This is a genomic window from Nonomuraea glycinis (assembly GCF_014646515.1).
GTDB classification, from domain to species: domain Bacteria; phylum Actinomycetota; class Actinomycetes; order Streptosporangiales; family Streptosporangiaceae; genus Nonomuraea; species Nonomuraea glycinis.
In genome coordinates, this window is the sequence record NZ_BMNK01000003.1 from 89097 (window position 1) to 103783 (window position 14687).

A 14687-nucleotide genomic window follows, 5' to 3' on the forward strand; every position below is an offset into this window, starting at 1 on the left:
CAGCGCGGGTAGCAGTCTTCACTTGCCTCCGCAACCTCTCTCAGATGGTCTGGTGCACGAAGATCATGTCACGCAGGAGTCAGCCGTGACCACATCGCACCGTTGGGGCGAGAGCAATTGGAGCACATCAACAGGAGATCGGCCAATGCCACAAGGGTCACAATCAGTACGCAACGCGGCACTTTGCCCAGATCATCACACCTGTCACACTCCTTCGAATCAACAGAACGGCTGACAAATAAGTCGGACAAACGTCATAAATCATCTGATATATGCATATATCGAATTAAGTTCTGATGTTTCGGCTGCGGAGAGATGCGATGCCTGCGCTAGGGTGCCACCGTCGCTGATCACTCCCCGTTCGCATCACCCCCCGATTCAAAGGAGATCCGCAATGCGGTTCGGTGCATTAGGGCGTACTGCCCTGGTTGGACTTGTGGCCACCCTCGTCGCCACAGGGTGCTCCGGTTCGACCGGCCAGTCAGCAAGCCCCGGCGCCTCCTCCGACATGAAGGCCGACCTGCTGATTGGCCAGTATCCCGGCGCCGACTCGGCCCCGCTGTTCATCGCCATGGAGCGCGGCTTCTTCAAGGAGGAGGGCCTCAACGTCAAGCAGGAGGCCATCCAGGCTCCCCAGGCCGTCCTGGGCAAGCTCTCCAACGGCACGATGGACGTCGTCCTCGGCAGCTATGCCACCATCCTGACCATCCAGGAAGCGGGCACCGAGAAGTTCAAGTACATCGCCGACTCCTACCAGGGTGCGGCGGGCGCCTTCGGCGTGATGGTCAAGAAGGGCTCGACCATCAAGCAGGTCTCCGACCTCAAGGGCAAGAAGATCGGCGTCAACGCCCTGAAGGGCCTGGGCGTGCTCACCATGAACCCGCACATGAAGATCGCCGGGCTCGACCCGACGAAGGACATCACGTACGTCGAGGTGCCGACGACCAACTGGCTCTCCTCCCTGGACAAGGGTGACGTGGACGCGGTCTGGATGACCGACCCGTACGTCAGCCAGGCCAAGAAGGAGCTCGGCGCCACCATGCTCCTGGACACGATGTCCGGTCCGACCGACGGTCTGCCGATCACCGGCTGGGCGGCCACCGAGAAGTGGGTGGCGGAGAACCCCAAGTCGCTGGCCGCTTTCCAGCGGGCCATGGCGAAGGCGCAGAACATCGCGGCCACGGACCGCGCCGCGGTGACGAAGATCCTGCCGACCTTCACCAAGATCCCGGCTGAGACCGCTTCGACGATCAACCTCGGCAACTACCCGACCACGCTGAGCGCCCAGCGCATCCAGCGGGTGGCGGACCTCATGCTCGAGGCGGACATGCTGAAGCAGAAGCTGGACGTCAACTCCATGATCTATTCCGCTCAGGGATGATGACCGCAGACTCTCCCGCGAGGCGCGGCCGTGGCCCGCTCACCCGTGCCAACCTGGTGAAGTTCTCCCGCCACGCCACCGGCGTGGCGGGTTTTCTGCTTGCCTGGCAGCTCATCGGCGTCTCGGGCCTGGTCAAGTGGCTGCCGCCGGCCGCGGACACACTGTCGAGGACGGTGGCGCTCGCCGTCGATCCCGTGTTCCTGGAGAACCTGCGGGCCACGCTCACCGCCTGCGCCATCGGACTGCCGCTCGCCGTCCTGGTCGGCGTCCCCATCGGCGTGCTCCTGGGAACGATCCCGGCGGCCGAGGAGATGACCCGGGTCTTCGTGGAGTTCCTCCGCCCGATCCCCTCGGTGGCGCTGATCCCGCTGGCGCTGTTCTTCTTCACGCCGGAGATCAACGCCAAGGTCGCTCTCATCGTCTTCGCCTCGTCCTGGCCCATCCTGATCAACACCCTCTACGGCGTGCGGGACGTGGACCCGCTGGCCAAGGAGACGCTGCGCGCCTTCGGCTTCGGGCCGGGCGCGGTGATCTGGCGGGTGTCCCTGCCGAGCGCGGCGCCCTTCATCGCGACAGGAGTGCGGCTCGCCGCCTCCATCACGCTCATCCTGGCGATCAGCGTGGAGTACATCGTCGGCGGCGCGAGCGGCATCGGCAGCTTTCTCATCCAGGCGAGCACGGGCATCGGCGCCGACGCGATGATCGACGTGATCGCCGCCCTCCTGTGGGCCGGCGCGATCGGGCTCGTCCTCAACACCGTGCTCGTGCGCGCCGAACGACGTCTGTACAGGTGGCAACTGCCATGATCCGTACGTTGATCAAGCGGCTGTGGCTGGTCCCCGTCGTCCTGGGCGGCTGGGAACTGCTCGCCCGATCACTCGGCAACCCCTATCTCCCCACCCCGTCCGTGATCCTCGCCCGGATGTACGAGATGTGGTTCTCCGGCCCCTACATCCTCACCGAAGAGGCCGTCGACCATTTCTTCCCCAGTCTGATCAGGGTCACCGGGTCCTGGTGCCTGGCCGTGATCGTGGGTGTGGCGCTCGGCGTGGCGCTCGGCCGGACCTCCTGGCTGGCCGACTACTTCGAGCCACTGATCGAGTTCGGCCGGGCGGTGCCGCCGCCCGCCATGCTGCCGGTCTTTCTCGTGCTCTTCCAGATGGGCACGCAGGTGCAGGTCGCGACCATCGTCTTCGGCATCGTCTGGCCCATCCTGCTCAACTCCATCGACGGCGCGCGCAACCTCGACCATCTGAAGCTCGAGACCGCCACCGTCTTCGGCGTGCCCGCTCATCTGCGGCTCACCCGGATCATCCTGCCCGCGGCCGCGCCGAAGATCTTCGCCGGTCTGCGCCTGAGCGTGTCGCTGGCGCTGATCCTGATGGTCATCTCCGAGCTCAAGGGCAGCACCGAAGGCATCGGCTACCTGCTCAACCTGGCCAGCAACAACGCCGACATGCCGGCCATCTGGGCCGGCGTCCTGCTGCTCGGCGTGCTGGGCTTCACCTTCAACACCTTGTTCCTCATGGTGGAGCGGCGGGTGCTGGCCTGGCACCGCGCCGCGCACCGTATCGCTTAGGAGAGACCGTCCCCGTGTCCGAGCTGCTGCTGAAGAACGTCCGGGTCGTCACGCACGACCAGGACGAGCCCATGAACGCGGACATCGCCATCGCGGACGGCCGCATCGTCCAGGTGGGGCCCGGACTGTCCGGCGCGGGCGACGTGATCGACGGGCGCGGCAAGCTGGCCTTCCCCGGGGTCGTGGACGCCCATCAGCATTGGGGCATCTACCGGCCGCTGTCCGAGGACGCCGGGTCGGAGAGCAGGGCCGCCGCCCAGGGTGGCGTGACGACCGCGCTGACATACATGCGGACCGGGCAGTATTACCTCAACAGGGGCGGCTCCTACGCCGACTTCTTCCCGGAGGTGCTCAAGCAGGCCGAGGGCCGGGCCTACATCGACTACGCCTTCCACCTGGCGCCCATGTCGAGCGGGCACATCGACGAGCTGCCCGACCTGATCGAGCGGTTCGGCGTCCCGTCGTTCAAGATCTTCATGTTCTACGGCGGGCACGGGCTGCACGGCCGGTCCGACGACCAGCGGGCGTTCCTCATGCTGCCCGAGGGCGAGCGCTACGACTACGCGCACTTCGAGTTCGTGATGCGCGGCGTGCAGGCGGCCAGGGAGCGGCTGCCCGAGCTGGCGGACGAGATCTCGCTGTCGCTGCACTGCGAGACGGCCGAGATCATGACCGCGTACACCAAGCTCGTCGAGGAGGCCGGTGACCTGAGCGGACTGGCCGCCTACAGCGCCTCCCGCCCGCAGCACTCCGAAGGGCTGGCCGTCTTCGTCGCCTCCTACCTCGCGCACGAGACGGGGCTGGCCAACATCAATCTGCTGCACCTGTCCTCGCGCAAGGCCCTGGACGCCGCCGTCCGGATGGCGGCGACGTTCCCGCACATCGACTTCCGGCGCGAGGTCACGATCGGTCACCTGCTGGCCGACGTCGACACGGCCAGCGGCATCGGCGGCAAGGTGAACCCGCCGATCAGACCGCGCGAGGACGTCGAGGCGCTGTGGGAGTACGTCCTCGACGGCACGGTGGACTGGGTGGTCAGCGACCACGCCTGCTGCCGTGACGAGCTCAAGTTCGGCGACCCGCGCGACGACGTCTTCGCGGCCAAGGCCGGGTTCGGCGGCGCCGAGTACCTGCTGCCCGGCCTGATCACCGAAGGCCGCCGCAGGGGCCTGCCGTACGGCCGGATCGCCGCGCTGACCTCCTACAACCCTGCCAAGAGGTACGGCCTGCGCGGCAAGGGGGCGATCGCCCCGGGCTTCGACGCGGACATCTGCCTGGTCGACCCCGCGAGCACCTGGACGGTGCGCGCGCAGGACTCGGAGTCGGCGCAGGAGTACACCCCGTTCGAGGGGTTCGAGCTGACCGCCAAGGTGACGGACACGTTCGTCCGCGGCAACCACGTGCTGGACGCCGGCAAGATCATGGACCGCAGGGTGGGCCGATACCTGTCCCGACCGGCCTGAACGGGCCTCGTCAGCCGCGCGACCCGGTGACATAGCGCACGGTACGGGCCAGGACGTAGCGGTCCTGGCCCAGCGCCGACTCCAAGGCCGCCCTGGCCTCGGCGCGCAGGGACGGCGGGATGCTCTCCAGTGCTGCCCTGCGGGCGGCCGACCAGAGCCAGTCCCACACCTGCCCGGCCTCGATGACCACCTCGAACACCACGTCCGCGCATCGGACCCCGCTCAGCCCGCCCCCTTCGAGCAGCCCGGTCAGGTCCTCGGGCGTGCTCAGCCGGTGCTGGAAGGGAGCGCCGCCCGCGCCCGGGGCGTACGGCTCCAGTGCCCGCTCCACCAGCGCGAGCAGCTCGGTCTCGGCCGGGCTCGACCGGACCAGCAGGCTGGCCGCCAGCCGCCCGCCGGGCCGCAGCAACCCGGCCATGGACCGGACCGCGGCGGGCGGGTCGGGCAGGAAGTACAGCATCATCCCCGCGAGCACGACGTCGAAGCGCTCACCAGGCAGCAACTCCTCCGCCCGCTCCGCGTCGCCCAGCAGGGCGATCGCCTGGGTCAGGCCGTGGCGCTCGATCTCGGCGGAGGCTGCGGCCACCATCCCGGGCGCCAGATCCAGCCCGACGACCCGGCCGGTGGGACCGACGGCCAGCGCCGCCGGCACGAGCGAGGCGCCGGTCCCGCAACCGGCGTCCAGGACCCGGTCACCGGCCTCGGGCGCGGCCCGGCGTACCAACTCGGCGGCGACCGGCGCGAAGAACGGCACGCCGACCCGCTCGTAGGTGCCGGACGCGCGATCGAACACGCCGGCCATGTACTGCTTGGCATCCATCGGGTTTCCTCACCGTCAGCGGGCACACGACCCGGCGCGACTCCGCCGGTCCGATGATCAGTGATCTTGAGCCTGTCACGGATGAGGACGATCATCAAGGGCCGGGCGCGGTCAGCCGCTCCAGCCGGGGACGGCGGTACGGACGGTCAGCGCATGCTCCACCAGGTGGATCAGCGCGCTCTTCACCGACTCCTTCGAGCGTGCGTCGAGCCGGATGAGCGGGATGTGCGCCGCCAGCGAGAGCGCGTCCCGCACCTCGGCGTCACTGTGGGCGTACGTGCCGTCCCAGCCGTTGATGCCCACCACGAAGGGCAGTTGCGCCTCCTCGAAGTAGTCGATGGCCGGGAAGCTGTCGGCCAGACGGCGGGTGTCGACCAGCACCACGGCGCCGATCGCACCCCGCACCAGGTCGTCCCACATGAACCAGAACCGGTGCTGACCCGGCGTCCCGAACAGATACAGGATCAGATCACGGTCCAGCGACACCCGGCCGAAGTCCATCGCCACCGTGGTCGTCGACTTCAAAGGGGTCATGCCGAGGTCGTCGATCCCGGCCGAGGCATCCGTCATCACCGCCTCGGTCGTCAGCGGCATGATCTCCGACACCGCACCGACGAACGTCGTCTTGCCCACCCCGAAGCCACCGGCCACCACGATCTTCGTCGAGGTGAGCCCGGGACTAGAGCCTGCGTAGTCCACTGAGCACCCTTTCCAGCAAGTTGACATCCGGCCTGCCCGCGTCTTCCAACGCGGGCTGGTGCACGCGCACGAGCCCTTCGGCCGCCATGTCCGCGATCAACACCCGAACCACACCCAAGGGAATGCGCAGCAGCGCCGACACCTCGGCCACCGAGCGGACCTGCCGGCAGAGCTGGCTGATCGCCTGATATTCCGGCGTGATGTGGGAGAACTCCCTGTGCTCGGCCGTGGCCGAGGACACCAGCGCCTCCATCGCGAGTTTCACCCGCGGCGCCGTCCGCCCCCCGGTCACCGCGTACGGACGCACCGGCGAGGCCGGGTCAGCCTGTAACCGCGGCTGGGACTCGGGCTCCCAGCCGCCGCTGTTCCACCGTGGATCCGTCACCACATCACCTAGTCTGGCTCGCGCGCAGCTCCGCACGGACCGCCGGCGTCAACACCTGACCGGCTCGATCCACCATCAGCGTCATCTGGTACGCCACCAATCCCATATCACAATCGGGGGCGGCTAAAACCGCTAAGCACGAACCATCTGAAACCGACATGATGAGCATCAGGCCCCGGTGCATCTCGACGATCGTCTGGTTGACCACACCCCCCTCGAACACCCGCGCCGCGCCCTGGGTGAGCGACACGAGCCCGGACGCGATGGCCGCCAGCTGGTCCGCCCGATCGGCGGGGAATCCCGACGAGGCAGCCAGCGGCAGCCCGTCGGACGACACGACCACCGCGTGCGCCACCCCGGGCACCGTGCTGACGAAGTCGGTGATCAGCCAGTCGACACCACGCGCCGCATGGCTCAGCTCGTTCATATGTTCTCCTCCGGATCGTCTCCGCCGTCCACCGCCCGCATCGGGCCGCCGAAGCCTGACCCGGTGGCGCGCCCGCCGTTGATGTCCTCGCGCGCCGCGCGGAAGCCCTGCTGGAAGTTGGACAGCCGCGAACGCACCCGGTCAGGGGACACCGCGGGCACCGGTGAGACACCGCGTGGAGCGTTGACCGTCTCCGCCGAGCCCGGCACCAGGTTCGCCTTCGGCACCCGCTTGGGCAGTCCGGCGGCCGTCGCCGCGCCGCGCACCGGCTCGACCGCGGCCTTGGCCGCCGACCAGCCCTCGTCCGCCTTCTCCGAGCTCCAGACGGCGCTGCTTCCCCCGCGTTCGAACCAGGCGGATTCGACCGCCGCGAAGATCGGCAGGTAGTCGTCTCCGCCGGCTTTCAGGACCGGGTCGGTCGTCGCGCCCTGCTCGATCTCGGGGAAGTCGTACCTGGGGCGTTGCGGCGGGTCGATCCGCTCACCCTGGACCCAGCTCGGGGGCGGGCCGGCTGCGGGCCGCCTGGGCAACTGGTCGCCGTTCCAGCCGGGCTCGCGCGGCGGCATCCAGACGTCGGCGGAGTCGAAGCCGCCGGTGTTGGGCCCGATGTTCGGCCCGATGCCGGCACCGGGTCCGCGCGTGTCCGCGGGCCAGCCGCTGCCGTTGTTGCTCCCGCCGCCGCCACCGTTGCTCGGTGGCCAGGGCGGCGCGGGCCAGCCGGGGCCGTCGGGGTTGGACGGGTAGGACGGGTGCGCCGGACCCATCTGGTACGGTCCCGCCCCGAACTCCGGCATGGGAGGAGCCGCGTGCGGTCCCACGTACGGCTGCTCCTCGCGAGGACCGCCGCCGGAGGCGCCCGCGAGCGCGGCCGGCTGGGCCAGCAGCGACTCGGGCAGGAGCACCATCGCGGTCAGCCCGCCCGAGCCGTGCGGTCGCAGCTGCACCCTGATGCCGTGCCGGTGCGCCAGCCTGGCGACCACGAACAGGCCCATCCGCCGCGACACCGACACGTCCACGCTCGGCGCGTCGGTCAGCCGCTCGTTGGCCTGGTTGAGCTCCTCGATGGTCATGCCGATGCCCGAGTCGGTGATCGACAGCATCACGCCGCCGCCGTCGATCCGGCTCCCGGACACCGTCACCCGGGTCTCCCTCGGCGAGAACGACAGCGCGTTCTCCACCAGCTCGGCCAGCAGGTGGATGATGTCGTTGACGGCCTGCCCCGCGATCGAGACGCCGTCGGGCACCTGGAGCACCACGCGCTCGTAGTTCTCCACCTCCGACAGGGAGGCGCGGGCCACGTCCACGAGCTTGACCGGCTGGCTCCACCGGCGCGGCGGGTCCTGACCGGCCAGGACCAGCAGGTTCTCGCTGTTGCGGCGCATACGGGTGGCCAGGTGGTCCAGCTTGAACAGGTTGCCGAGCCGCTGCTCGTCCTGTTCCCCCTGCTCCAGCCCGTCGATCAGGGTGATCTGCCGCTCCACCAGCGTCTGACTGCGGCGCGACAGGTTCACGAACATCGCGTTGACGTTGCTGCGCAGCCGGGACTCCTCGCCCGCCAGGCGGACCGCCTCACGGTGCACCTCGTCGAAGGCCCGCGCCACCTCCCCGATCTCGTCGTGCGTGGTCACGCTGATCGGCACCACCGGACCGGCCACGCCGTCCGCGCTCTCGCGCAGCTTGCGTACGGTCTGCGGCAGGCGCTGGCCCGCCACCTCCAGAGCCTCGCGGCGCAGCTTGCGCAGCGGCCTGATCAGCGAGCGGGCGATGAGGGCGATGATGGCGAGCACCACGACCAGCAGGATGAGGATGAGCACGCCGGAGACGAGGGCGGCGGTGTTGGCGCCGTTCTCCAGAGCGCGGGCGCGCAGGATGACCGCCGCGGCCAGCCCTTTCTCCACGTCGCGCATCGCGTCGATCTTGCCTGTGCTGACGTCGAACCAGGTGGACACGTCCCTGGCCGGTCTGGCGCCGATGCTCAGCGGCTTGCTCTCCGACGACTGGGCGATGGCCCGCAGCCGGAACAGGTCGGTCTGGTCGACATCCCGGCCGACGACGCTGTTGCGGTAGAGCTCCAGCTGCTCCTGGGAGGCGAGGGTGGCGAAGAGGGTCTGCTCGCTCTCCTCACGGGCCTTGGCGGCGGTGAAGGAGTCGAGCTCGCCGGCGTCGAACCCCTTCTTGTCCAGGGCACTGGCCAGGATGCCGCGCTGTCTGGAGGCCTGCTCCTTGGCGCGCGAGATCGCCGCCCCGGCGCCCGCGCCACGGGAGACCTGGTCGTCGACCGCGACCTCGCCGACCTGGTCGTGGAACTGGAGCAGGGCGGCGATGATCTGGGAATACTTGGAGATCGTCGGCAGTGGCTGGATCTTGCCCTTGACCGCGGTCTCGCGCAGCGTGGTGACCTCTTCCAGGCGTCGCAGCACCGAGCGCACCGAGGCCTCGTGGCTGCCGGCGAGCACGGCGGCCCGCTGCTTGGCCGCCAGGACCAGGTCGTCGACCCCGTCGTAGGTGTTGCGCAGCTGCGGCTCGCTGGCCGGCGGGCGGCCCTGCGCGATGTAGAGAGCGGTCTGGTCGCGTTCGAAGGCCAGCTCATGGCTGACCGCGCCGAGAGCTTCGCTGAACTCGGCGACCTCTCGCAGCGTCTGGTAGGTGTCGGCGTCCCGGAGCGAGGTGAACACGCTCAGACCGCCTAACGCCACGGCCACCGCCGTGGGTACGACGATCAGCGCGACGAGTCGCGATCGAACGTGCCAGTTTCCCAGCCCGAATCTTCTCGTAGAAGGCTTGGGCACCCGGCGCTTCTGGTGGCCGTGCGCCTCGCGGTCAGCGGTAGCTCCAGCGTTTTGCTTAGTCACTGCCTTCGCAACCTCTCGCCCCAGAGGGGAAATCTCGATCACCATGCTTGCTCGTCGCATGCGGGGCTCTGTGTACTATCGAGATGAGGGCCATTTGAGCATACGACGATGACCGGGATCAAACATCAGGAAATGTCACACTGTGCATATCCCTATTTGTCGCACATGACAAGGCCGATCCGCCACGTCGAATAGCGAAACGGACTGTGTCTGTCGCAGCTCGCATGAGCCGATCTTCGACTCGCCCCACCGGCACCTGCTTCCCCGGCGTCACCTCCTTCCCCTGAGGGCACGAACGCGCCATATTAGGCGAAAGCACGAAGACTGTTTACTGGTCGGGTCAATCCTTACGATATAGCGCCAAACTGGCGATGCAACCACAAGTGTTATTTTCCCGATGATGGCGCATCATGTGGTGCTACCGTCAGGTCCTGTCGTGCGGTGTGCACACAGTCCCGCTAATACCTCTAGTAACACTCACCCCTCCTTCCCCTCCAGGCTCCACCTCATCTTGTGAAGGGAGTCCAAGACATGAGGCTTGGCCGTCCTGCCCGGGCCGTCATCATCGGATTCGCCCTGGCGTTAGGAGTCTCCGCCTGCAGCGGCGGCACCGACACCGCCAGTCCGCAGACGTCCGCCGCCGCCGGTAACGGCGGCCTGGAGAAGACCGAACTGAAGGTCGCCGCCCTGCCGGCCATCGACAGTGCCGCGCTGTTCGTCGCCATTGACCAGAAACTCTTCGAGAAGGAGGGGCTCAAGGTCACGCCGGAGGTCGTCCAGTCGTCGCCCGAGGCCATTCCGATGATGCTCAACGGCGAGATCGACGCGATGTTCGGCAATTACGTGTCGATGTTCCAGGCACATGACCAGGGCGCGCTGAAGCTGCGCATCCTGGCCGAAGGATCGCGCGCCGCACCGGACTCGCTGAGCATCATGGCTCTGCCTGACTCACCGATCAAATCCGCCAAGGACCTCGAAGGCAAGACGATCAATGTGAACGTCTTGCGTAATTTCCAGGAGCTTGCCCTCACCCAAGTACTGAAAGCCAACGACGTCGACCCCGCCAAGATCAAGTACGTCGCCGTGACGTTCCAGAACATCATGCCCGCGTGGCAAAAGGGACAGCTCGATGCCGCATATTTGGGCGAGCCGATGGTAACGGCGGCGACGTCCTCGATGGGGGCCAGAAAGATTCTCGACCCGGCCTCCGGCCCCGCGGCCGAATTCCCCATCTCCGGCTACATCGGCACGCAGGAGTGGTACGACAAGCATCCGAAGACCGCCGCCGCCTTCCAGCGGGCCCTGCACAACGCGGCCAAGATGATGGAGAACAACCGTGAGGTGGTGGCCAACGTGCTGCCGAACTTCACCCAGATCGACAAGGACACGGCCGCGACCGTGACGTTCCCCTACTTCTCCAGCTCCGACAACCCGGTCCGGCTGCAACGCGTGGCCGACTGGATGCTGGAGGCCAAATGGCTCACCAAGGAGATCGACGTCAAGTCGTTGATGTCCCCCACCACCTCCGGGTGAGCATCCGGACCCGCACCCATGACCGCCCGTCCACGGCCACCGCACGGTGGACGCGGCGGGCGGTCGGGGTGCTCGCCTTCGCCGCCCTGTTCGAGGCGCTCGGCCGGGCCGGACTGGTCGACATCGGCTTCCTGCCGCCCACCTCGGTCATCCTCTGGCGGGCCGGCGAGTTGCTCGTCGATCCCGCCTTCCGCGCGCACGCGGCGACCAGCATGCTGGCCTGGGCCATCGGGCTCGGCGCCGCGGCGCTGATCGCGGTGCCGCTCGGGCTGCTGCTCGGCAGCGTCCGGCTGATCGACGCCGCCACCCGGGCGATCGTCGAGTTCCTCCGCCCCATCCCGTCGGTGGCCCTCATCCCCCTGGTGGCCCTGGTCATCGGGACGGGCCTGCAACTGCGCGTCACCCTGGTGATCTACGCCTCCCTCTGGCCCATCCTCTACAACACCATGTACGGCCTGCGCGGCGTCGATCCGGTCGCCAAGGAGTCGCTGCGGTCCTACGGCTTCCGCGCTCCGGCGGTGCTGTGGTGGGTGTCGCTGCCGTCGGCGGCGCCGTTCATCATGACCGGGTTCAGGCTGGCGACCGGGGTGGCGCTGATCCTCACGGTGAGCACCGAGATCGTGGCCGGTCGCGGGGAGGGCATCGGGGTGTTCATCTACTTCGCGGGCATCGCGGTGCCGGCGAGGATGGACGACATCATGGCCGGGGTCGTCTGGGTCGGGCTGTTCGGAGTGGTGGTCAACGCGCTGCTGGTCGCGGCCGAGCGGCGGCTCTTCGCCTGGCAGCACGCCAGGCTCGGGGCGCACGCCGGCGCGCCGGTCGCCGTGGGAGCCGGGCGGTGAGCGCGGTCATGGGCCGCCTCGCCAGGGCGCTCGCCTCCCGCTGGCTGCTGCTGATCCTGCTGGTGGCGGCGTGGGAGTGGGGGACCACGATCGCCGGCAGCGCGTTCTTCCCGCCACCGTCCACCATCGTGACCCGGATGCACGCGATGTGGTTCTCCGGCCCGCCGGAGCGGCTCTTCCTCACCGACCTGGCCGTCGAGAACGTCCTGCCCAGCCTGGGCCGGATGGCGGGCGGCCTGGCGGGCGGGGCGGTCCTCGGCGTCGCGCTCGGGCTGGCGCTGGGCCTGTCGGCCAAGGCCTACGACTATCTCGACGGCGTCCTGCAGTTCCTGCGCGCGATCCCGCCTCCGGCCCTGGTCACCGTCTTCCTGGTGGTGTTCGGGTTCGGGCTGCGCATGCAACTGGCCTTCATCGTCTTCAGCATCGTGTGGCCGGTGTTGCTCAACACCGCCGACGGCGCCCGCTCGGTGGAGCCGCTGCACCTGAACACCGGACAGGTGTTCCGGCTGTCGCGGGCGCAGCGGATCTCGCTGATCGTCCTGCCCTCGGCGCTGCCCAAGATCTTCGCCGGACTGCGCTTGGCCCTGTCCCTGTCCCTGATCGTCACGGTCTTCGCCGAGCTGCTGCCCGGCACCACCAACGGCATCGGCTTCCAGCTCACCGTCGCCTACTCGACCTTCAACCTGCCGGCGATGTGGGCCGGCATCCTGCTGCTCGGCATCCTCGGCTACGTGCTCAACGAACTGTTCCTGGTCGCCGAGCGCCGCGTGCTGGCCTGGCACCACAGCGCCCAGCGCGTGGAGGTATGAGCCGTTTTACGGAGTCATGCGCAAGATATGACGCCTTCGATAGAGTCGGCGTGTCATCGCTGGACTCGGCCCTAGGAATTCACTTTGCTGGAGATAGAGAACCTCACGCACATATATGGCGGCGGTGGGCCGAACGAGCATCACGCCATCGACGGGCTCGACCTCAAGGTGGCCGATGGCGAGCTGCTGTGCATCGTCGGGCCGTCCGGGTGCGGGAAGTCCACCCTGCTGCGCTCCATCGCCGGGCTGATCTCGCCCACCGGCGGGCAGGTCAAGGTCGACGACGTGCTGGTCAAGCAGACGCCTGACAACCTGGCCGTGGTGTTCCAGGACTACAGCCGGTCGCTGTTCCCCTGGATGTCGGTGGCCGACAACGTCGCGCTGCCGCTGCGCCGCAAGGGTTTCGACCGGCGTAAGCGGCGGGCGGCCGCGCAGGAGGCACTGGAGTCGGTGGGGCTGGCGGAGGCGGGCCGCAAGTATCCCTTCCAGCTGTCCGGCGGCATGCAGCAGCGGGTGGCCATCGCCCGCGCGCTGGCCTACCGGCCGACCCTGATGCTCATGGACGAGCCGTTCGGCTCCGTGGACGCGCAGACCCGGGAGGATCTGGAGGACCTCGTGCTGGAGGTTCGCCGGCTCCACCAGATGACCATCGTGCTCATCACGCACGACATCGACGAGAGCGTCTACGTCGGCGACCGCGTCGTGGTGCTCTCCAAGGCGCCCGCGCACGTGGTCGGCGACCTGAACGTGGCCCTGCCGGGGCCCCGCGACCAGATCACCACCCGCGAGCACCCGGACTTCGTCCACCTGCGGGCCGAGGTGGGCCGCCTGGTGCGCGGCCACACGGTCGCGCACTGACCTACGCGCTGGTATCCGGCCGTTCGCGGCCTCAGCGGTGCCGGCGGCACCGCTGAGGCGCCCGGATCACGCCGGAGCGTGCGTGTGGCGGGTCAGCGCGTGCTCCACCAGGGTGATCAGCGTGGTCTTGACCGCGTCCCTGGATCGAGCGTCCAGGCGTACGACGGGAGTGTGCGAGCTCAGCGACAGCGCCTCGCGCACGTCGTCCTCCCCGTGACCGAACTGCCCGTCCCAGCCGTTGATCCCGATGACGAAGGGCAGCTTGGCCTCTTCGAAGTAGTCGATGGCCGGGAAGCTGTCGGCCAGGCGGCGGGTGTCGACCAGGACCACGGCGCCGATCGCGCCGCGCACCAGGTCGTCCCACATGAACCAGAACCGGTGCTGACCCGGCGTGCCGAACAGGTAAAGAATAAGGTCACGGTCCAGCGACACCCGGCCGAAGTCCATCGCCACGGTCGTGGTCGTCTTGTTCGGCGTGAGCGAGACGTCGTCGACCCCCGCCGAGGCGTCGGTCATCACCGCCTCCGTGGTCAGCGGCAAGATTTCGGACACCGCTCCCACGAACGTCGTCTTGCCAACGCCGAACCCGCCGGCCACGACGATCTTCGTCGAGGTCAGGCCGGCGCTAGAGCCTGCGAAGTCCACTGAGCACCCTTTCGAGCAAGTTGAGGTCCGGCTTTCCCGCGTCCAGCGCAGGCTGGTGCACGCGGATCAGGCCTTCCGACGCCATGTCGGCGATCAGCACCCGGACCACCCCGAGGGGCTGGTGTAAGAGGGCTGAGATCTCAGCAACCGATCGGACGTTCCGGGTCAGCTGAATGATCGCCTGATACTCCGGACTGAGAAGAGACACATCTTGATATTCGGACGTCACGGAGGACACCAACGCCTCCATGGCGAACTTCATCCGCGGAGCGGTCCGCCCCCCGGTCACGGCATAAGGCCGTACCAGGGAGCTCGACTTCGGCGGACGGGGAGCCGACGGATGCGGCGGAGTGCTATCACCAGCCCAACCCTGACCTGACACCATGATCTCCTG

General features: G+C 68.3%; 15 protein-coding genes. 8 read left to right on the plus strand and 7 right to left on the minus strand.

Annotated features, from left to right (window positions below; genetic code table 11):
* The first annotated feature begins 436 nt into the window (after positions 1-436).
* Genes IEY87_RS09955 through IEY87_RS09970 form a run of 4 tightly spaced genes read left to right on the plus strand, consistent with a single transcriptional unit; the run spans position 437 to position 4423 of the window.
* The gene (locus IEY87_RS09955) at positions 437-1381 is read left to right on the plus strand and encodes an ABC transporter substrate-binding protein (RefSeq protein WP_189138269.1); all 945 of its coding nucleotides are present in this window, start codon (positions 437-439) and stop codon (positions 1379-1381) included.
* Complete coding sequence (locus tag IEY87_RS09960) at positions 1378-2187, plus strand: ABC transporter permease (RefSeq protein WP_225276901.1); 810 nt, start codon at positions 1378-1380, stop codon at positions 2185-2187. Before IEY87_RS09955 ends, IEY87_RS09960 begins: the two co-directional genes overlap by 4 nt.
* Positions 2184-2960: an ABC transporter permease gene (locus tag IEY87_RS09965; RefSeq protein WP_189138270.1), complete on the plus strand. Its 777-nt coding sequence runs from the start codon at positions 2184-2186 to the stop codon at positions 2958-2960. Before IEY87_RS09960 ends, IEY87_RS09965 begins: the two co-directional genes overlap by 4 nt.
* 14 nt (positions 2961-2974) lie before the next feature.
* Positions 2975-4423 (plus strand): dihydroorotase, encoded by a 1449-nt coding sequence (locus IEY87_RS09970; RefSeq protein WP_225276902.1) that lies wholly within the window; start codon positions 2975-2977, stop codon positions 4421-4423.
* Positions 4424-4433: 10 nt separating this feature from the next.
* On the opposite strand, the gene IEY87_RS09975 is transcribed toward IEY87_RS09970, so the two are convergent.
* The 5 genes from IEY87_RS09975 to IEY87_RS09995 all read right to left on the minus strand — a co-directional run bounded on the left by IEY87_RS09975 (position 4434) and on the right by IEY87_RS09995 (position 9543).
* Entirely contained in the window at positions 4434-5243 is an 810-nt protein-coding gene (locus IEY87_RS09975) for a class I SAM-dependent methyltransferase (protein WP_189138271.1), read from the minus strand.
* 111 nt (positions 5244-5354) lie between these two features.
* Positions 5355-5969, minus strand: a complete 615-nt coding sequence (locus tag IEY87_RS09980) for a GTP-binding protein (protein ID WP_189138272.1) — start codon at positions 5967-5969, stop codon at positions 5355-5357.
* The gene (locus tag IEY87_RS09985) at positions 5923-6327 is read right to left on the minus strand and encodes a DUF742 domain-containing protein (RefSeq protein ID WP_372462240.1); all 405 of its coding nucleotides are present in this window, start codon (positions 6325-6327) and stop codon (positions 5923-5925) included. The genes IEY87_RS09980 and IEY87_RS09985 overlap by 47 nt, the downstream gene beginning before the upstream one ends.
* A gap of 4 nt (positions 6328-6331) precedes the next feature.
* Positions 6332-6754, minus strand: coding sequence for a roadblock/LC7 domain-containing protein (locus IEY87_RS09990; RefSeq protein WP_189138273.1), 423 nt, complete (start codon positions 6752-6754; stop codon positions 6332-6334).
* Positions 6751-9543 (minus strand): nitrate- and nitrite sensing domain-containing protein, encoded by a 2793-nt coding sequence (locus IEY87_RS09995; protein ID WP_194511313.1) that lies wholly within the window; start codon positions 9541-9543, stop codon positions 6751-6753. The genes IEY87_RS09990 and IEY87_RS09995 overlap by 4 nt, the downstream gene beginning before the upstream one ends.
* A gap of 594 nt (positions 9544-10137) precedes the next feature.
* Between IEY87_RS09995 and IEY87_RS10000 the strand changes: the two genes are divergently transcribed.
* The 4 genes from IEY87_RS10000 to IEY87_RS10015 all read left to right on the plus strand — a co-directional run bounded on the left by IEY87_RS10000 (position 10138) and on the right by IEY87_RS10015 (position 13648).
* On the plus strand, positions 10138-11139 hold the full coding sequence (locus IEY87_RS10000; RefSeq protein ID WP_189138275.1) for an ABC transporter substrate-binding protein: 1002 nt from the start codon (positions 10138-10140) through the stop codon (positions 11137-11139).
* Positions 11136-11981, plus strand: a complete 846-nt coding sequence (locus IEY87_RS10005; RefSeq protein WP_225276904.1) for an ABC transporter permease — start codon at positions 11136-11138, stop codon at positions 11979-11981. The genes IEY87_RS10000 and IEY87_RS10005 overlap by 4 nt, the downstream gene beginning before the upstream one ends.
* Entirely contained in the window at positions 11978-12790 is an 813-nt protein-coding gene (locus tag IEY87_RS10010) for an ABC transporter permease (protein ID WP_225276905.1), read from the plus strand. Before IEY87_RS10005 ends, IEY87_RS10010 begins: the two co-directional genes overlap by 4 nt.
* An 84-nt stretch (positions 12791-12874) precedes the next feature.
* On the plus strand, positions 12875-13648 hold the full coding sequence (locus tag IEY87_RS10015; RefSeq protein ID WP_189138277.1) for an ABC transporter ATP-binding protein: 774 nt from the start codon (positions 12875-12877) through the stop codon (positions 13646-13648).
* Positions 13649-13714: 66 nt separating this feature from the next.
* On the opposite strand, the gene IEY87_RS10020 is transcribed toward IEY87_RS10015, so the two are convergent.
* Positions 13715-14293, minus strand: a complete 579-nt coding sequence (locus IEY87_RS10020; protein ID WP_189138278.1) for a GTP-binding protein — start codon at positions 14291-14293, stop codon at positions 13715-13717.
* The gene (locus IEY87_RS10025; RefSeq protein ID WP_225276906.1) at positions 14274-14678 is read right to left on the minus strand and encodes a DUF742 domain-containing protein; all 405 of its coding nucleotides are present in this window, start codon (positions 14676-14678) and stop codon (positions 14274-14276) included. The genes IEY87_RS10020 and IEY87_RS10025 overlap by 20 nt, the downstream gene beginning before the upstream one ends.
* Positions 14679-14687 lie beyond the last annotated feature (9 nt).